Source organism: Devosia subaequoris (assembly GCF_014197055.1).
GTDB classification, from domain to species: domain Bacteria; phylum Pseudomonadota; class Alphaproteobacteria; order Rhizobiales; family Devosiaceae; genus Devosia; species Devosia subaequoris.
On sequence record NZ_JACIEW010000006.1, the window covers coordinates 208,514 to 225,143 of the forward strand.

The window sequence follows — 16,630 nt, forward strand, 5'->3', positions numbered from 1 at the left end:
GGGGGTGGGGTGATACCGCACCCACGCCGGAGAGGCGTTAAACCATCATTGAGTGCAGCGCGCCCATGGCGGCGAGGGAGCCGGTGTTGTTGGCGAACGTCACCGAATGCATGCCGGTGGTCAGGTCGCCGGCGGCGAAAATGCCGGGGCGGGAGGTGGCCTGCATGTCGCCCACGGCAATCATGGTGCCGGTCGGGGTGTCTTTCATATCAAGACCGAGTTGGGCATGCAGATCGGCTGAGGGGCGATTGCGCGGGTGGGCGTAAAGCGCTTCAAGGGCGATTTCGGTGCCGTCTTCGAGGGTAACGCCGCGCAGCAGCCCCTGGTCATGGGCAATGCTGGCGAGCTTGCCGTCTTGGAGCTTTACGCCGCGCTTTTCGAGCTTGTGCCGCTCCTGGTCGGGGATATCGTGGCCGTCCAGGATCAGGGTGATGTCGTCGGTCCAGTTGGCATAGAGCGCGGGAGCATGCAGTGACATGGGCGAGGAATAGAGCAGGCCCCAGCGCTTTCCGGCCACTTCATAGCCGTGGCAGAACGGGCAGTGGATGACCGTGTTGCCCCAGCATTGCGCGAAGCCGGGAATGTCGGGCATTTGATCGACAATGCCATAGCTCAGGATCAGGCTGCGGCCAGATATGGTTTCGCCATCGGCAGTGGTGATGCGGAAATCGTCCGGCTCACCGGTGACGAGCTGGGCCTTGGCGCTGACGATCTGCACCGTGGGGTAGCCCTGAACCTGCTTGCGTGCTGCGGAGAGCAATTCGCTCGGCGGGGTGCCGTCATGGCCAAAGATATTGTGAGCGTGCTCGGCATAGCGATTGCGATTGAGTCCGGTGTCGAGCACGGTGACCTTGCGACAAGCGCGGCCCAGCTGCATGGCGGCGGTGAGGCCGGCAAAGCTGCCGCCGACAATAACTACATCCTGCATATCTCAGGTCCTTTTTTGGACGAGCTGACCCATCCGCTGCCGCGGTGCGGCATCGCCTGAGGCTCGCTCTAGGGTTGAAAATGTCAGTCCAGGCGGGGGAACCCCGCATGGAGCGCTTCGGTTGCCAAGTCGCTCAGGCGCACCCGTTGCAAGCGGGCGGCCAGCAGCGCCTCGGCATCATTGAGGAAATCATGCATCACCCGGTCGACCGAGCGCACGATGGCGCAGGTCGTGTCGCCCGGGTCGCTCTCGGTGCGCAGCAGCATCCGCTCACCCAGCGCGGCGTAGACATCGCGCAGGGTGATTTCGGTGGCCGGACGGCTGAGCGTCCAGCCGCCATTGGGACCCTTGCTGGCTTCGACGATATCGGCCTCGCGCAGTTCGCCCAGAATGCGGCGCACGACGACCGGATTGGTCATCAGGCAGGTGGCCAAGGCGGCCGAGCTGAGCTGCTTGTCGGGCTGGGCATGCAGATGCACCAGGGCATGCAAGGCGATGGAGAGACGGCTAGATCGTTTCATGGAACTTTTATTGTTACATATAGGGCCGCTGTCAAGGGGCTTATCTTCGCCCCCATTGGCAGCTTAAGGTGAGGCCCTCGATCTTGGGAGGATCACCATGCGCCTTGCAGCTTTACTGATCGCCCTTTGCGTCGGCCTGATTGGCTCCGCAGCGGCACAAGATACAGCCAGCCAGGCGGTGATTGATCGCATGAAAGCGGGCAAGCTGATGCCGATCAGCGATGTGGCGGTGTTGATGATGGGGGCGGAGCGCTGGTGCTACAGGCTGCAGGACGGCAATTGCGCCTGGTCCGACATCTACCTTGCGGTCAGCGAAACCGACGCAATCTATGAGATTTCCAACCCCTGGAGCGAAGAGATCGACATCTCCTTTGTCGACCGCGGCGTGTTCAGGCAAGATCGCTATATCTGCGAGACAGGAAATGACTGGGTGCCCACTGTCCGCGGCTATGAGAGAGCCGATGGAACCGCGATTGAGGGCCGCGCGCTGGCGGCATTGAGGGAGGAGATTTACAGCATGGTCAGCGTGGAGGATGACGATGACTGTTTCGATTATCTCTTCCAGCATCACAACAAGGCCAAAGAGACAGTAACCCTGTTGCAGCGCCACTATGTCGAAGGGGAAACCGACCCCGCCAATGATGCACTGGTGACGCTGTATTTTGATGCGGACGCGGCCGCTGACCTAGGCTGGTATTGGTAGTGTCCCCCTCCCCTGGGGAGAGGGAGACATGCTGGCGGGACAGCTGGCGCTAGAGCGCGCCGTCCTTGAGACTGTCGGCGAGCGGAGCGGGGCGCGTGACCGGGGTCTTGATCTCCACGGTGCGGCCATCACGTGCGGCAGCCTCGAAGGCCTCCATCACTTCGAGAACATGCAAGGCTAGGTCGCCATTGGCGCGGTGCGGCCGGCCCTCGAGAATCGCGGCGGCCATGTCGGCGACGCCGAGTGAACGGTAATTGCCGTCAGCATAGGGCGCCTCGAGCTTGACCTCATTCCAGTCCTCATCGCGGCCGCGCTTGCGCAGTTCCACCGTGCCGCCGAAATGATTGGGGTCGGGCACGAGCAGGGTCTGCTCGGTGCCATAGAGTTCGAACGGCACGTGCTTATGGGCGGCAACGTCAAAGCTCATGGCGATCTGCACGATAGCGCCATTGGCAAAGCCCAGCGCGCCGGTGACATGGGTGTCGATATGCACCGGCATGGTCTGGCCCTTTTTGGGCTCGGAGGTGATGGTGCGCTCGGTCCGCAAACGCGAGGACATGGCCGAGACTTTGGCGACAGGCCCCAGCAGATTGACCAGATCGGTGATGTAATAGGGGCCCATATCGAACATGGGGCCGCCGCCCAGGTCATAATAGAAGGCCGGGTCAGGATGCCAGCTTTCGTGGCCGGGGCATTGCATAAAGGCGGTGCCGCCGATCAACTGACCCAGCACGCCACTATCGACCACGGCGCGCGCCTGCTGATGGGCACCCCCCAGGAAAGTATCGGGAGCCGACCCGATGCGAAGGCCGGCGGCCTTTGCCGCATCGAGCAGCTTCTGGCCCTCGGCAAAAGAAATGCCGAGCGGCTTTTCGGAATAGACATGCTTTCCGGCGGCCAGGCATTTGAGCCCCACATCGACATGGGCCCGCGGAATGGTCAGGTTGACGACCAGATCAATACCGGGATCAGCGAGCATGTCGTCGACACTCATCGCCGTGAGGCCGAACTCGTCGGCGCGGGCCTGGGCCGCTTCGGGCCGCATGTCCGAAAGCGCCTTGACGTCGAGCACGCCGAAGCCCGGCAAGCCGTCCTTGCCCAGAATGGCCTTCAAATAGGCCGAAGAAATATTGCCGGTACCGATAAAGCCGATGCCGAGGCGCTTGGCGCTCATCTGCGCACTCCTCCCAAGGTCAGCGTTTCAAGGAAACGCCGCGTTTGCTTCCCGCTGTTGATTCTTCGCGTCGGCGGCCAGAAAGCCGGCCGGAAAACGCTTTAGATGTACGTGCATCAACCTAGACCGGGCGGGACGGAGTCGGGAAGTGGGAGCAGCGAATTTATGCGATAATTCTTTTGCGCAGGTCTACGGGGCAACCCTACCCTACCCCACCAGCACGGCACGGTCGCAGCGCACGCCATAGACGCGCACATCGGCTTCGCCCAGCCCCAGGCCCAGCGCGGACAGCGTGCCACTGATTGTGTTGTCGATCAGGGGCGCAAACGGCACGAGCAGGGCGCGAACGGTCTGAGCAATGATGTGGGGCGGCGACAGGCCCAGGCCCGACACATTGACGGTGAGATCGAGCCGGTCGAGCAGCATGGCGGAAAGGGATGCAACCAGCGTTTCGGTACGCGCCGTCCGCATGGTGCCCGCGGCAATGTCGGCTGAGGAAAAATTGAGCCGGACCGGAGTGGTCTGGGCCAGTTCGACCATGGCTGCGCCGGTAACGCGCAGCAGCAGGATATCGATCAGGCGCACCGGGGCGGCCGAAGGGGGCACGCCGAAATCGGCCAGGCTCGCATCGCTCATCTCACCGACGCTCAGGCGCAATATGCCGGGGCGGGCGGCGATGGTGGCACTGCCTTGTGGCGCTACGGTTGTCGGGCAAGTCGCAGCCTCGGCACGCGCCTCGGCGGGCGCCAGGTCGAGCCAGAGCGGGAGCTTGACCCCGGCACCAAGCAGGGTCGGTCCGCCCAGCAATTCAGCCCTGAGGCGCAGCCGGGTCTGTGCGGTTCGAACGATGGTGCCCATGGGCCCCAGGGTAAACCAGGCGCCACCCTGGGCCGGCTCGCCAACGGCCAGATCGAGTTGCAGCGACACCAGCCCCGGCACTGCTGCACCGAGATTGAGCGAGACCTGACGATTACCGTCGCCGAGCGCTGCCGCCGCCGAGAGCAGTTCGAGCACGGACAGAGACAGATCAGCCGCCCCGGCGCTGCCGAGTTCCAGCCTACCCAGCCGGCCCAGATCGATCAGCTTGCCCAGATCAACATTAGCCCCGGCACCGGCGGTGGCGAGCAGCATCAGGGCGGAATGGGCTCTGCCATGGGCGAGACCAGCCAGCGTTGCGGCAACACCCCGTGTCCCGGCGTGAGTGGCAAGCAGGTCATCATAGCTGCCGGCGGTGACGCCCAGTTCGGTAGCCAGCGCATCGAGAAAATCCAGGGCGTCGACACGGGCTGCGGCGAGCGCCCTATAGTCCAGGACCGACAGGGACACTGTAGTGCCAAGGAGGGCCGACAGAATGGCATTGGCGAGGCCCTCATTCAGGCTGGCGAGGCGCGAACCCACAGAAAAGGACACCTCGGGGGTCACCGACGCAATGCCGGATGCCCGGAGGATGGGAACGGTGGCGAAACTGGACGCGAAATAAAGCCTGCCGGGCCGGTTGAGAGTGACCGAGACAGCATTGTGTGGTGTCTTGCCGGGGGTGAAGCGGTCGGCGATGACCGGTTCGGTCGGGTCATAGCGGCCCGCAAGCACGGTCAGCCCATCCGTGCTGGCCGGGGCAAGGAGCTGCGCCCCGGTCAGCACGGATTGAGCGATCTCGGCAGCGCGGGCGGGATCGGTCGCAGCCGAGATGGCCGCCAGATCGACTCCGGCCTGCAGGACGCGACGCTCGTGATAGAGCGAAGCCGCATCCACCGCCAAGGCCGACACCATGGCGGAAACAGCGAAGCCGAAGGCGAAGAGCACAGCCATATTGCCACGCTCATCACGGCGGAAACGGGACCCGGTCACAATCCACCCCGCCTGATGGTCGCGCCATGGGCGATGGTCTTGCCCGGCAGCGGCAGGGGTGGATAGAGATTCCAGATCGGCAGATCGGTCGCGTCATAGCTCAGACGCACGACATATTGGGCTGGATCGGCAGAGCTGTCGCCGATGGTATGGGCGAGGCGGGCGGGGTTGAGCAGCGGATAGTCGCCCGCGTTTTGCTCCAGATAGGAGGCCACAAGGCTATTGCGTTCAGTCTCGTTGAGGCCCGCAATGGCGGTGCGTGCGGCATCGGCGGCCAATTGCTGGACGGAATGGGCGGCACCAAAATAAATGCCATAGGCCAGCATGCCGGTGAGCAGCAGCAGGAAGACGGGCGTGAGTATGGCAAATTCGATGGCGGCCGTGCCGGATCGGTCATGGCGAAGTCGACGAACTGGCCGCTGCATTCGAGCCCCCGGTACGAATGATCAGGTGACAGCAGAGTGCCGGGTGCACGACAATGAGGCGGTAAACGCTCTCCTAGGTGGTCGCCCGATCGGGGCGAATGCGAGGGTCGAAACAAGCAGTGACTTCTCTCGTCCATTTGGACCAGTTAGAAGACCCCGATTTGAGGATGCCGCCTTGACCACCCGCAACTATCTTTTTGCCCAGAGCGCGGATGATGCTGCGTTGACGCGATTTATCGCGTTGGCGGGGTCGGCGACGGGCTTTCTCAAGGGGGCTCCGGGCGGACCTCTGCCCGATTGGCATAGCGTTGGCCAGGACAACAGGGCGTTCCTGGAAGACCTACATGAGCGGCTGGCGACCAGCTATCGGGACGCCGGGCAACCTTTTTACGCAGTGCGGCTGTGGACCAATCTGATGTGGCAGCCGGCTTATCTTTCGGTCATCGCGGTGCATCTGCATGGGGCGCTGCCGGCGGTGACGACGCTGGCGCAGGCGCGGCAAAATCTCGACGTCAACGGCTATCGCCTCGCTCCCGGACCGCAGCGCGAAGGCAGCACGGAAGAGTTGATTGACTGGGCGGGACGCGATCTGCGTGCCATGGGCGATAGCGTGCTGGCCGAAATCAATGCTGTGACCCGGCTCAAGCGGGTGCCGGCCCTGCGCCTGTTGGCCGACCGGATATTGGGGCTGATGGTGCGCCTCAAGCATTTCCGGCCCGAAATCAGCATGGCGGAGCAGTATCGCTATTGCGATCTATGGCTATCGGCGATGGGGCTGGAGGGACTGGGCGGGCTGGAAACGCTTGCCCTGCCCGATGGACAGCAGGTTGCCATCATGGCGCGCAAGGGATGCTGCCTGGACTATCTTGCCTTCCCCGAGCGCTATTGCGCCTCGTGCCCCAAACTCAATGATGAAGAGCGGCGAAATCGCGAGCGCACCAATGTTCTGGCAGAGCTCGAGGTTCAGGCTCAGTCGAACGTCTCGTCGGCATAGACACCCCAGAGCTCGGCCTGTTGTACCCAGCCCGAATAGGCCTGCCGTTCGCCCGGCTGGCCGGCTGAAACATTGCACCAGGTGCCGTCGCACTCGCTAATCGAGACCCTGACGCCGGGTGCGAGACGAGCCCGGACCCCAGCATCGGCCGATCGGCCCGAATGCATTTGCACTTCGCCATTGGCCAGCAGAGGCGTGGCGTAGCCGGCGCGATTGCCCGAAAGCAGGCTTTGATGCACCCAGCCTTCATCGCCGTCGACATCGCGGATCTTACGCCAGGTATCGAACTCCTGGATGATCTCCACCGGCACGCCGGAAATAGTGTAGTTCCAGGCGATCTCATAGCGCGTGCCGGGACCGACACGGACATTGATCGGGTGCGAGCGCGTGGTGACGAAACGCGGCAGCGGCAGGCCGCTGGGATTGTCTTGCGCCTGGATGGCGGGCGTGGCGAATGCTGCGGCGAACAGGGCCACGAGTACGGCGAGAAAAGCGCGTAGGCGGGCCGGCAGAGCTGGCAAGAACAACATCACTTTGCAGACGGGTTTGATTTGCCCTATCACTAGCGCGATATCCTTAATGGTCGCTGAAGGCGGCGATTGCGCCGGTGGCAAACCGGCCCTTCATTGGTGCGCATGACATCGAGCAAACCCAAGATCCTGGTGACCAGACGGCTGCCCGCGAGCATTGAAGCGCGCATGGCGACCCTGTTCGAGACCGATGTCAATGATGCCGATCTGGCGCTGAGCGGGGAGGATATCCTGGCCGGGCTAGAGGGCAAGGATGTGCTGGTCTCCACCATAACCGACCATATCGATGCAGCGTTGATCGGCCGGCTGCCGCCCAGCGTGCGGCTGATCGCCCAGTTCGGCAACGGGGTGGACAATATCGACCTCGACGCGGCCTGGGCAGCCGGTCTGACGGTGACCAATACGCCCTCGGTGTTGACCGAGGATACCGCCGACATGGCCACGGCGCTGATGCTGGCCCTGCCTCGCCGGTTGGTGGAGGGCACGCAGATGCTGTTGCGCGACCGGGCCTGGGCTGGCTGGTCGCCCACCTCGATGCTGGGACACCGGCTGCGTGGCAAGGCGCTGGGCATTGTGGGCATGGGCCGGATCGGCACGGCGGTGGCGAGCCGTGCCCGCGCCTTTGGCCTCAATATCCATTATTATTCTCGCAATCGTCGGCCACCGGCCATCGAACAGCCGCTCGAGGCGCGCTATTGGGACGATCTGGACGCCATGCTGGCCGAGGTGGATATCGTGTCGCTGCATACCCCGCTTACGCGCGACACACATCATATCCTCTCTGCCGCGCGGCTCGACCGGATGAAGCCGGGTGCTTATCTGATCAATGTCAGCCGCCCTGAACTGCTCGAAGAGAGCGCCTTGATCGAGCGGCTGGAAAGCGGTCAACTGGCCGGCGCGGCGCTCGATGTGTTCGAGAACCGTCCCGGCATCAACCCGCGTCTGCTGGCCCTGGCCGAGGCCAACCGGGTGGTGCTGACCGCCCATATGGCGTCGGCAACCCTGGAAGCGCGGGTAGAGATGGGCGAGGCGGTGATCGTCAATATCCGCACCTTCATGGATGGGCATCAGCCGCCGCACCGCCTGTTGCCCGACGGTCCCCTGCCCCGCGCCGCCAAAGGCTAAGTGTTGCAGCATTTCCGCAATCGGGTGACCAACTGGGCCACTTCGAGGTCATGTGCTTGCGTGGCGGCGAACTGCCCCCTAATCGTCACAAGGTCGACGGCGTAGGGCACGTCCGGGCGACGCGCGTGTTTCCGGGTGTCAGGAGTGGCCCGTGCCTTGGACGAATAAAACGGCAGTTCTGACGGCTGGCCTGACGTTGTTTGCTGCCCCGGTACTGGCGCAGAGCGCGCTGCCATTCACACAGGATGCGGGCCACCTGGTGCTTGATGCGCTGGGGCAGCGCCTGACCATGCCTCTGCCGGACTGGGTGGCGGCTGACGCTGACCTGGCAGCAATTTCGGAGCGGGTGTCGACCCGGTTTCTCGAAGATGGCGGTCAGGCGCAACTGACGATCTACAAGCGGGGCGAGGGCGAAGCCTTCTGGTCCACGCTTTATGGCGCCCGCATCAGTGACCAGACCGACATGGACCTGGACGAGTTCCGGTCCCGTGTCGTCAATGTCTATGCTCAATCCTGCGATCCGGACAGAGTGGCACTGTTCCAGCTTGAACCCGATACGGAAGATGCGTTGCCACCGCTGGGCTATGTTTGCGGTGCCTATCTCGACGCTTTCACCGACTTTGCCGGACAGGGTGAAGTGATGGTGATGGGCTTTTACAAATCCGCCGCAGGGCTGGGCCTGGTGTTCCAGGAGTGGCGCGGTGCTGCGTTTGACGCCAGCACGCCAGCGAGTTGGCCAGTGCCCGCCGAAACAGTGGAAGCGCGGATGGCCCAGTTCAAGTCTGACGTCAGTTTGACGCTTCTGGATTGACGGCGCCCCTGGGAGAGCCTAAGCCGCTTGCCCATGAAAAAAGACCACAAACCCGCTGGCCCGAGCCAGCGCATGCTGCGCGTCGGGGAACTGGTGCGCCATGCCCTGTCGGCGCTGTTTGCCCGCGGTGACATTGAGGACGAGGCGCTTGCCGGAGCGGTCGTGACCGTGCCCGAAGTGCGCATGACGCCTGACCTCAAGATTGCCAATGCCTATGTAATGCCATTGGGCGGCATGCATGCCGAGGAAATCGTGGCGGCGCTCAACCGGCACCGCAAGTTCATCCGTGGCCGCGTCGCCCCGCAGATCGACCTCAAATACGCCCCGGAAATCCGTTTCTTCGTGGATGAAACCTTCGAGGAAGCCGGCCGGATCGATGCCCTGCTGCGCTCGGAGCGGGTCAAGCGCGACCTCGACGACGATAGCGACGACAGCCAAGAAGACTGAGTTTGAACCAGCCAAGATCGAAAAAGCGCGCCATTTCCGGATGGGTCGTGCTCAACAAGCCATATGACTTCACCTCCACACAGGCAGTGGGCAAGGTGCGCTGGCTGCTCAGCGCCGCCAAGGCGGGCCATGCCGGCACGCTCGACCCGCTGGCCACCGGCATATTGCCCATAGCGCTGGGCGAAGCCACCAAGGCGGTGCCGCAGGTGCAGGACGGCATCAAGGTTTATCGATTCACCATTGGCTGGGGCAAAGCCACCACCACTGACGACACCGAGGGCGAGGTGGTCGCCACCTCCGATGTGCGGCCCGAACAGGGCGCGCTTGAGGCCGTGCTGCCGCGCTTTACCGGGACCATCATGCAGCGGCCACCGGCCTTTTCTGCGATCAAGGTGGATGGCGAGCGCGCCTATGACCTGGCCCGGGCCGGCGAGACGGTGGAGTTGGCAGAACGCCCCATCGACATCGACGCGATCGAACTGGTGTCGCACAGCCCCGAGGAGAGCGTTCTTGAGGTCACCTGTGGCAAGGGTACCTATGTGCGGGCGCTGGCGCGCGACATTGCCGAGGCGCTGGGCACGGTGGGCCATGTGACCAAGCTGCACCGCGCCGCGGTCGGTCCGTTTACCGATGACGACGCGGTGAGCATCGAAGAACTCGAAGCCGCCGAGGCCGGGGAGGCGCGCGATGCTCTGCTGCTGCCCGTGTCAGTAGGTCTTGAGGACATCGAGGAAATCCGGCTCGATGCCGGGCAGGCCAAGGCGGTGAGCCATGGCAATGCCGTGCTGCTGACCGGGGCCAATGCACCGGTGTCGGTGGACGAGTGCTGGGTGAGCTTCAAGGGCAAGGTGCTGGCCACCGGGCATGTGGAGTTCGGCCAGTTCAAACCCGGCCGGGTGTTCAATCTTTAGGGCGTAGCTGCCCCGCCATGGTGACGGTCAGCACGAGCAGTGGAATGAGCATGGCGAATGCCATGCGCACGCCAAAGCCCTCTGCGACACTGCCGATGAGAACGGGCGCACCTAGGTTGACCAGCTGAAAGATCAGCGTTGTTGCCGCCACGTTCTGGCTGGCCGGACGATCCCCCAGGCGCGCCGCCGCTGACAGCATCAGCGGGAACAGCACACAGATGCCTATCCCCACCGCCAAAAATCCGGCCAGGGCCGCATAGGCATTGGGGGCCAGGACAATAGCCAGCATGCCCAGAACGGCCAATGCCGAGAGGCTGCGCGCCACGCGCACCGGCCCGTAGCGGTCGATGAAGCGGTCGGCGACCAGCCGCCCGCCGGCCATGGACAAGAGCAGTGCCGGCAGGGCCAGCGACTCGATGAAGGGCGCGACATCGAAGGCATCGCGCAGATAGATGATCGACCAGGCCCGCGATGCTCCTTCGGTCAAGCCGGCGCCCAGCCCGAAGGCCACCAGGCCCATGGTGGCCCAGGTCGGCCAGGCCAGTTTTTTCACCGCGCCGTCGGTATGGGGGCGCGGCGGCATGTTGGGCATGGGCAGAACCACAAAAGCAATCAGCCCGATCAGCACCGGGGCCAGCGCCCACAGATGAATGGCCGGGGCGACATGCAGACCGCGCATTGTGGCACCAAGCAATGAGGTCAGCAGAAAACCAACGCTCCAGGCGCCGTGACAGGTATTCATCACCCGTGCCGAGGTCGCCGCCTCGACCCGGTCGGCCTCGACATTCATGGCGATGTTGGTGAGCGAAAAGCCGACGCCATTGAGCGCGAGCAGCACGAACAGGGTAATCGGGTTGAGCAACACGGTGGCGAGGGCAGCGGTGATGACCACGATTGGCAGTAGCCACAGGATCATGCGGCGCGGACCGAAGCGCTCGACGATGGCGCTGGAGAACAGGAACATCGAGAGCGCGCCCAGCGGCTGGCCGATCAGGACCAGGCCGAGCTGGCCTTCGGTGAGGCCGATCAGCTGCTGCAGGTCCGGGATGCGCGTATGAATGGCGCCGGCGGCCAGGGCGTGGGTGAAGAAGAGCGCAATAATGCGCCAATGGGTGGAAAGCATTGTGCGTCAATAGTTTGGATTGGCACCAAAGGGAAGGCTCAGGCGATCGGCCCGGGATCAATCAGGGTGTGGATGCGGTCGGCACCCATGCGGGCGAGCTTGAGCATCAGCGCCTTGCGGCGGGCGGGGGCGAGCGGGGTGTCGGGGCTGTCGCGCAGAATGGCGCCGTCATGGCCATCGGCCACGATCAGACCTTCTGTTTCGGGAAATATCTCGCCATCCAATTCGGGCGGCTTGGCGAAAAAGAAGCGGTCGGAAAATTCGCGATATTCGGGCCATTTGCGGTCGACCTGAAAATCGATCAGGCTCGACTTGATCTCGATGATCCAGATTTCACCCTTGGGCCCGACCGCCAGCACATCGGCGCGGCGGCCATTGGCCAATGGCACTTCGGCGTAGCAGGCCATGTCGTGCCGCTCGCGCAACATGCGCATGACCCCGCGCTGCACGCGCAGCGCGGTGGCCGATTGGCGCAGATCGACGATTGGCGGCAGATCAGCCATTGGGTCCGATCGGTTCGGGCGGCATGTGCATAGGAGCTTCCACTTTTTTGGTGCCCAACGCAAAGCTGGAGGCCCAGAGCCCGGCCAGCAGCAGCGGCAGGCAGACCAGATAGGAGGCACGAATATTGATCCACTCGGCCACAAAGCCAAGCAGTGGCGGGGCGAGGAAGAACACCACGACGCTGACCTGGCCGATGGCCGCGACATTGACGGCGGCCGGCCGATCGGTGCGCTGCGCCGCAGCCGAGACGGCCAGGGGATAAACCGCTGAACAGCCCGCGCCCATTAGCGCGAAACCGACCAGAGCCAATGCGGGGCCCGGCGCGATACCAACCAACAGGGCGCCGAGGCTGGCGGAGCCGAGCATGAACATGGCCACATTGCGCGGCCCGAACCGGGTGACGAAGGGATCGGCGGTGAGCCGCAGCAGGGCCATGAAGAAGGCAAACAGGGTCAGGCTCATGCCGCCCACAATAGGTTCGACGGCAAACACATCGCGCATATAGATGGCCGACCAGTCGATGCCGGCCCCTTCCACCAGAAAAGCGGCAAAGCCGATGAGGCAGAGTGGCAGTAGGCCCAGATTGGGGAAGGCAAAACGGTGCCCGACCGCTTCGGTCTGGCTGCGAGCGGTTTTGGGCGCATTGGTCGCGCCGTAAATCAGATAGCCGCCGACCAGCACGACAATGGTGGCTACGAGGGCCAGGTGCAGCCCGGCGGACAGGCCCGACTGGCGGATCATGGCGCCGAACAGAGCGGTGAAAAAGAAACCGACGCTCCAGAAACCGTGCGCGCGGTTCATGTAGCGCTTGCCGGTCAGCGTTTCGAGCCGGTCGATTTCGACATTGAGATTGATCTCAAGCGCCCCAACCAGCAAGCCGACCACAAGCAGAACGACGAAAACCGCGGGCGCGGCCGGGAGCCAGGGAATGATGGCAAACAGAATAGCCGGGCCCAGCGTAGAGATGAAGGCGGTGGTGCGGAAACCCAGCTTCTCGACCAGCGGCGCGCCGGCGGTCAAGGAGATCAGCGAACCGATGGCCATGCCGATCATGGTAAGACCCAACTGACCCTCGCTGACACCGAGATGGGTCTGCAGTTCGGGCAGGCGGGACATCAGCGCGCCGGTGGCGGCGGCGAAGAAGAAAAAGCAGGCGTAGATACGGTGCTGGGGGGCGATGATCACGGCGTCACCGTGCGGATGACCGGGCGCGGCGCCAGCACATGGGCGGTGAACAGCCCCAGCAGCACCAGCGGGAAGCCGACGCCAAAGGTCCACTGGATGCCGAAATGTTCGGCGACGAACCCCAATAGCGGGGGGCCGAGCAGGAAGGCAGTGAAGGAGAACTGGGCTAAAGCGGCAACATTGATGGCGGCGGGCCGGTCGGTCTGTTGCGCAGCGGCCGACATGGCCAGGGGGAACAGGGCGCTTGAGCCGAAACCGATCATGGCAAAGCCGCAATAGGCGAGCAGCGCCGAGGGGGCCAGAAAGGCCAGCACCACGCCGCCGCCCAGAATGGTCAGCAGTACGCGGGCCACGGTGACCGGGCCGAAGCGATCGACAAAGCCATCGGCAAAGAAGCGGGCAAAGGCCTGCGAGCCGGCCACCACGGCAACGGCGATACCGGCCCAGAAGGGCGTGGCGTCAAAAATGTTGCGCATATAGATGGCCGACCAGTCAATGCCGGCACCTTCCATCAGCATGGCCGAGAGGCAGACCGCGACCAGCGCCATGATGGTGGCGGTGGGACGGGCCAGGCGCGGGGTTTCATCGGTGCTGGAACCGGCGCGATGAGCGGCGGGCTGAAACTGGCCCAGCACGATAAGCGTGGCAACCAGCACCACCGGGATCATGATCATCAGGTGCCATTGCGGCGCCAGGCCCGTGCGGGCGATGAAGGAACCGACAATGCCGGCGGAAAAAAAGCCCAGGCTCCAAAAGGCGTGGGCGCGGCTCATGATGCGACGACCAATGGCGTGTTCGACCCGGTCGGCCTCGATATTGATGATGATCTCGATGCAGCCAATGGTCAGCCCCACCGGCAGCAAGAGCAGGAAGAAGACCAGCGGATTGGCTGCCCAGACGGCAGCGGCAAAGAACACTGCGAGCAATGGAATGGCGACGAGCAGGATGCGCCGATAGCCGAAAGCCTCGATGAACCGGCCCGCAAAGGTCAGCGAAATCAGCGTGCCGACGGCCGAGCCGATCAGCGCCAGCCCGAGCTGGCCTTCGCCCACGCCCATGGCTTCCTGGATTTCGGGCAGGCGCGGAAACATGGAGCCCATGCAGAACGAATAAATGAAGAAGGCCCCGAAGACCTTGATCTGGGGCGGCAAGACGAGGCCGAATCGCATTTTTGTAAAGTGCTCAAGGAAGGTGTTCGCGCGAACGCTAGGCCATTTCCTCGCCGCTGAGAATAGGGTCCCTCGCCAGTCGAACTGATTATTGCAACGTTTGCATTCCAGTCACACCGGCTCAGGCGCGAAATGATCGTCACGCACCACATTGATGCCACTGACCAGGTTGCGGACGATTTCAAGGCGGCGGAACTGGCCGGAGCCGCGGCTATTGCCGTTCCCCTGTTCGATGCCCGGCCGGCCGCGCCTGTCAGGACCGAAATAGCGCGGGGTTTCGTAATAGATCAGGTTCTGCCCGACCTGCCGCGTCATCCGCTCAAGCACCCGCTTGCGGGTAAAGGGCATGGTGATGACATCGTCAAAACCCATATTGATGCAGCCGCTAATGGCCTCGACCGAAGGGCTTTCGGCAAAATACATCAGCGGCGAAAATCGCAGACGCCTTGTGGTGCTGAAGCGGACGGCCTCGGCGATGCTACGCAAGCTTTCGAGATGGTCGGTAGCGGCGAACAGAAAGAAGCAGACGGGCGTGGTCTGGGTCTGCCGCTCGGCCTGGGCCATGGTCGAAAACGGGCTCACCCCGGCAAAGCCGAGCCCTCGCGCCAGGTCGAGAAGGGCCGAACCGGGACCATCTTCAGGCCCGACAACATAGGCGTATGCGCGCATGGCATCGCTTTCAAACATTTCCTGCGTCCGGCGCGAATATTACTCCAAAGCTGCTAACATACCGCTAATGCGCAATATTTTCTCAATGCTTTAGCTAGCAATGCGCTCGCCGCGAAACAGGCCCCCCTGTTCGCGCATCAGGGCCGCAAGGCGCTCGGTGACGGTGCGCACTGCCGGGGCATGCCGCTCTTCATGGTGGCAGACCAGCCATTGCTCGGTTTCGAGCTCGGGAATGGTCCCGGCCATGGGCGAGAGGCGCGGATCGGCATCGCCGACGAAACACGGAAACACCGAGATGCCGGCCCCCGCCGCGACCAGTTCGAGCACGCTCATGGCGTCATTGCCGCGGGTGGCAATGCGGTCGCCATGGCGGGCATGCAGCCAGCGGGCAGAATGGGCCTGGCTGCTGTCCCCGGCCAGGCCCACAAAATAGCCGGCGGCAACGCCGCTGATCAACCCGGGGCGGGCATAGAGACCATAGGCCACTTTGCCGCCCGGCCAGCCATTGCTCGGTCGGCCGCTGGTTGCGGATGCCGATATCGGCGTGGCGACGGCCAATATCGACCTTGCGGCTGGCGGTGACCAATTCAACGCCGAAGCGGTCCGCCGCCGTCCAGACCTGGGCGATATGGCGGGCGATGAAGGCCGAGGTCCAAGGCCCTGCCGAAACGCGCACCACGCGCTCGCCGATGGCCCCGTCTTTCCAACGCCGCAGCGAGAGCATGGCCGCCTCGACTTCCTCGGCGCGCAGCAGGGTTGAGCGGGCATAGAAAAAGGGCCGCCCCGAAGGCGGCCCTTGTCATCCCGGGAGGCGGGCGAAAGCTTTAGCGCTGCGCGATGCAGACGGAGGTGACACCCTTGTTCTGGAAGCCCAGGGCGGCGGCAGCTCCCTTGGAGAGATCGATGATGCGCTTGCCGACAAACGGGCCGCGATCATTGATGGTCACTTCCACCGATTTGCCGGTGGACTGGTCGGTCACTTCCACCTTGGTGCCGAAAGGCAGGGTGCGGTGGGCGGCGGTCATGGCGTTCTGGTTGAAGACTTCGCCGGAGGCAGAAGTCTTGCCGTGGAATCCCGGGCCATACCAGGAGGCACCGCCACACTGGGCGTAGGCAGCGGAAGCGGAGAAGGCAAGGATGGTTGCGGCCGAAGCGGCGGCGATTGCGATGCGCTTAGTCAATGGTCTTGGAGCTCACTGAAGTTTTCGATGTCGCTTCAATAGAGGCAGCGCGGGCCGGAATCTGGGCAAGGTCGGCCGCGTACGACGTCCCGCTCCAGTTTGTGGCCGCTCGGCAGCAGAATCTGAGAGGGTTGTTGCGCAGGAAGCGAAGCAAGATCGCGTAATCCTTAGAATCTGAATCCACGGATTTGCGCACGACCCGTTATCCACCGACCAGAATCGGCGTTCGGGAGGAACCGATTTGCCCGGTGTGACCATGAGGCAACGGTTCCGACAAACCGGGCAAAAGGACCCGATTTGGGTAAAGCAATGGCAGGTACTTGGGCCATTTGGTCTTCGCGCAAGGCGAAATTGGGCATCAATGTGACGAGCGGCGGAGCAT

The 16,630-nt window shown here is 63.5% G+C and carries 20 protein-coding genes; 7 read left to right on the forward strand and 13 right to left on the reverse strand.

What is annotated here, in order from left to right; genetic code table 11:
- Positions 1–37: 37 nt before the first annotated feature.
- Together GGR20_RS13375 and GGR20_RS13380 are read right to left on the reverse strand one after the other, a co-directional pair.
- Positions 38–928 carry an NAD(P)/FAD-dependent oxidoreductase gene (locus GGR20_RS13375; protein WP_183311856.1) on the reverse strand — a complete coding sequence of 297 codons (891 nt, stop codon included), beginning with the start codon at positions 926–928 and terminating at the stop codon, positions 38–40.
- Between the two features lie 83 nt (positions 929–1,011).
- Positions 1,012–1,449 (reverse strand): Rrf2 family transcriptional regulator, encoded by a 438-nt coding sequence (locus GGR20_RS13380; RefSeq protein ID WP_183311857.1) that lies wholly within the window; start codon positions 1,447–1,449, stop codon positions 1,012–1,014.
- A 97-nt stretch (positions 1,450–1,546) separates the two neighbouring features.
- Here GGR20_RS13380 and GGR20_RS13385 point away from each other — a divergent pair, with 97 nt between their 5' ends.
- Positions 1,547–2,152 carry a hypothetical protein gene (locus GGR20_RS13385; protein ID WP_183311858.1) on the forward strand — a complete coding sequence of 202 codons (606 nt, stop codon included), beginning with the start codon at positions 1,547–1,549 and terminating at the stop codon, positions 2,150–2,152.
- A gap of 49 nt (positions 2,153–2,201) precedes the next feature.
- Here GGR20_RS13385 and GGR20_RS13390 read toward each other — a convergent pair whose 3' ends face one another.
- From GGR20_RS13390 to GGR20_RS13400, 3 genes are all read right to left on the reverse strand, one after another.
- The gene (locus GGR20_RS13390) at positions 2,202–3,326 is read right to left on the reverse strand and encodes a Gfo/Idh/MocA family protein (protein ID WP_183311859.1); all 1,125 of its coding nucleotides are present in this window, start codon (positions 3,324–3,326) and stop codon (positions 2,202–2,204) included.
- 207 nt (positions 3,327–3,533) lie between these two features.
- Entirely contained in the window at positions 3,534–5,174 is a 1,641-nt protein-coding gene (locus GGR20_RS13395) for a TadG family pilus assembly protein (RefSeq protein WP_183311860.1), read from the reverse strand.
- Complete coding sequence (locus GGR20_RS13400; RefSeq protein WP_183311861.1) at positions 5,171–5,599, reverse strand: TadE/TadG family type IV pilus assembly protein; 429 nt, start codon at positions 5,597–5,599, stop codon at positions 5,171–5,173. The genes GGR20_RS13395 and GGR20_RS13400 overlap by 4 nt, the downstream gene beginning before the upstream one ends.
- Positions 5,600–5,774: 175 nt before the next feature.
- Between GGR20_RS13400 and GGR20_RS13405 the strand changes: the two genes are divergently transcribed.
- Entirely contained in the window at positions 5,775–6,593 is an 819-nt protein-coding gene (locus GGR20_RS13405; RefSeq protein ID WP_183311862.1) for a siderophore ferric iron reductase, read from the forward strand.
- Here the strand turns inward: GGR20_RS13405 and GGR20_RS13410 are convergent.
- Positions 6,569–7,114, reverse strand: a complete 546-nt coding sequence (locus tag GGR20_RS13410) for an SH3 domain-containing protein (protein WP_183311863.1) — start codon at positions 7,112–7,114, stop codon at positions 6,569–6,571. The two genes, GGR20_RS13405 and GGR20_RS13410, sit on opposite strands and share 25 nt — an antisense overlap.
- 114 nt (positions 7,115–7,228) lie before the next feature.
- Here GGR20_RS13410 and GGR20_RS13415 point away from each other — a divergent pair, with 114 nt between their 5' ends.
- The 4 genes from GGR20_RS13415 (at position 7,229) to truB (ending at position 10,417) form a co-directional block, all read left to right on the forward strand.
- Entirely contained in the window at positions 7,229–8,248 is a 1,020-nt protein-coding gene (locus GGR20_RS13415) for a 2-hydroxyacid dehydrogenase (protein ID WP_183311864.1), read from the forward strand.
- A gap of 151 nt (positions 8,249–8,399) precedes the next feature.
- The gene (locus GGR20_RS13420) at positions 8,400–9,059 is read left to right on the forward strand and encodes a hypothetical protein (RefSeq protein ID WP_183311865.1); all 660 of its coding nucleotides are present in this window, start codon (positions 8,400–8,402) and stop codon (positions 9,057–9,059) included.
- Between the two features lie 33 nt (positions 9,060–9,092).
- Positions 9,093–9,506 carry a 30S ribosome-binding factor RbfA gene (rbfA, locus tag GGR20_RS13425; RefSeq protein ID WP_183311866.1) on the forward strand — a complete coding sequence of 138 codons (414 nt, stop codon included), beginning with the start codon at positions 9,093–9,095 and terminating at the stop codon, positions 9,504–9,506.
- A 2-nt stretch (positions 9,507–9,508) separates the two neighbouring features.
- On the forward strand, positions 9,509–10,417 hold the full coding sequence (truB, locus tag GGR20_RS13430) for a tRNA pseudouridine(55) synthase TruB (protein ID WP_183311867.1): 909 nt from the start codon (positions 9,509–9,511) through the stop codon (positions 10,415–10,417).
- On the opposite strand, the gene GGR20_RS13435 is transcribed toward truB, so the two are convergent.
- From GGR20_RS13435 to GGR20_RS13460, 6 genes are all read right to left on the reverse strand, one after another.
- A complete protein-coding gene (locus tag GGR20_RS13435) occupies positions 10,407–11,540 on the reverse strand; it encodes an MFS transporter (RefSeq protein ID WP_183311868.1) in 1,134 nt (377 codons plus the stop codon). The two genes, truB and GGR20_RS13435, sit on opposite strands and share 11 nt — an antisense overlap.
- Positions 11,541–11,578: 38 nt before the next feature.
- Positions 11,579–12,043, reverse strand: a complete 465-nt coding sequence (locus tag GGR20_RS13440) for an MmcB family DNA repair protein (RefSeq protein WP_183311869.1) — start codon at positions 12,041–12,043, stop codon at positions 11,579–11,581.
- Positions 12,036–13,229, reverse strand: a complete 1,194-nt coding sequence (locus GGR20_RS13445; RefSeq protein ID WP_183311870.1) for an MFS transporter — start codon at positions 13,227–13,229, stop codon at positions 12,036–12,038. The genes GGR20_RS13440 and GGR20_RS13445 overlap by 8 nt, the downstream gene beginning before the upstream one ends.
- Positions 13,226–14,398, reverse strand: coding sequence for an MFS transporter (locus GGR20_RS13450; protein ID WP_183311871.1), 1,173 nt, complete (start codon positions 14,396–14,398; stop codon positions 13,226–13,228). Before GGR20_RS13450 ends, GGR20_RS13445 begins: the two co-directional genes overlap by 4 nt.
- A 111-nt stretch (positions 14,399–14,509) precedes the next feature.
- Positions 14,510–15,085 (reverse strand): hypothetical protein, encoded by a 576-nt coding sequence (locus GGR20_RS13455; RefSeq protein WP_183311872.1) that lies wholly within the window; start codon positions 15,083–15,085, stop codon positions 14,510–14,512.
- Between the two features lie 72 nt (positions 15,086–15,157).
- Positions 15,158–15,553 (reverse strand): LysR substrate-binding domain-containing protein, encoded by a 396-nt coding sequence (locus GGR20_RS13460; RefSeq protein ID WP_183311873.1) that lies wholly within the window; start codon positions 15,551–15,553, stop codon positions 15,158–15,160.
- A gap of 1 nt (position 15,554) precedes the next feature.
- Between GGR20_RS13460 and GGR20_RS13465 the strand changes: the two genes are divergently transcribed.
- Positions 15,555–15,827, forward strand: coding sequence for a hypothetical protein (locus GGR20_RS13465; RefSeq protein WP_183311874.1), 273 nt, complete (start codon positions 15,555–15,557; stop codon positions 15,825–15,827).
- A gap of 64 nt (positions 15,828–15,891) precedes the next feature.
- On the opposite strand, the gene GGR20_RS13470 is transcribed toward GGR20_RS13465, so the two are convergent.
- Positions 15,892–16,248 carry a septal ring lytic transglycosylase RlpA family protein gene (locus GGR20_RS13470; protein ID WP_183311875.1) on the reverse strand — a complete coding sequence of 119 codons (357 nt, stop codon included), beginning with the start codon at positions 16,246–16,248 and terminating at the stop codon, positions 15,892–15,894.
- Positions 16,249–16,630 lie beyond the last annotated feature (382 nt).

Bases quoted from the DNA above. Each gene is read 5' to 3' on its own strand.
- GGR20_RS13375 (WP_183311856.1), bottom strand. From the start codon at position 928: ATGCAGGATGTAGTTATTGTCGGCGGCAGCTTTGCCGGCCTCACCGCC.
- GGR20_RS13380 (WP_183311857.1), bottom strand. From the start codon at position 1,449: ATGAAACGATCTAGCCGTCTCTCCATCGCCTTGCATGCCCTGGTGCAT.
- GGR20_RS13385 (WP_183311858.1), top strand. From the start codon at position 1,547: ATGCGCCTTGCAGCTTTACTGATCGCCCTTTGCGTCGGCCTGATTGGC.
- GGR20_RS13390 (WP_183311859.1), bottom strand. From the start codon at position 3,326: ATGAGCGCCAAGCGCCTCGGCATCGGCTTTATCGGTACCGGCAATATT.
- GGR20_RS13400 (WP_183311861.1), bottom strand. From the start codon at position 5,599: ATGCAGCGGCCAGTTCGTCGACTTCGCCATGACCGATCCGGCACGGCC.
- GGR20_RS13415 (WP_183311864.1), top strand. From the start codon at position 7,229: ATGACATCGAGCAAACCCAAGATCCTGGTGACCAGACGGCTGCCCGCG.
- rbfA (WP_183311866.1), top strand. From the start codon at position 9,093: ATGAAAAAAGACCACAAACCCGCTGGCCCGAGCCAGCGCATGCTGCGC.
- GGR20_RS13435 (WP_183311868.1), bottom strand. From the start codon at position 11,540: ATGCTTTCCACCCATTGGCGCATTATTGCGCTCTTCTTCACCCACGCC.
- GGR20_RS13440 (WP_183311869.1), bottom strand. From the start codon at position 12,043: ATGGCTGATCTGCCGCCAATCGTCGATCTGCGCCAATCGGCCACCGCG.
- GGR20_RS13450 (WP_183311871.1), bottom strand. From the start codon at position 14,398: ATGCGATTCGGCCTCGTCTTGCCGCCCCAGATCAAGGTCTTCGGGGCC.
- GGR20_RS13455 (WP_183311872.1), bottom strand. From the start codon at position 15,085: ATGTTTGAAAGCGATGCCATGCGCGCATACGCCTATGTTGTCGGGCCT.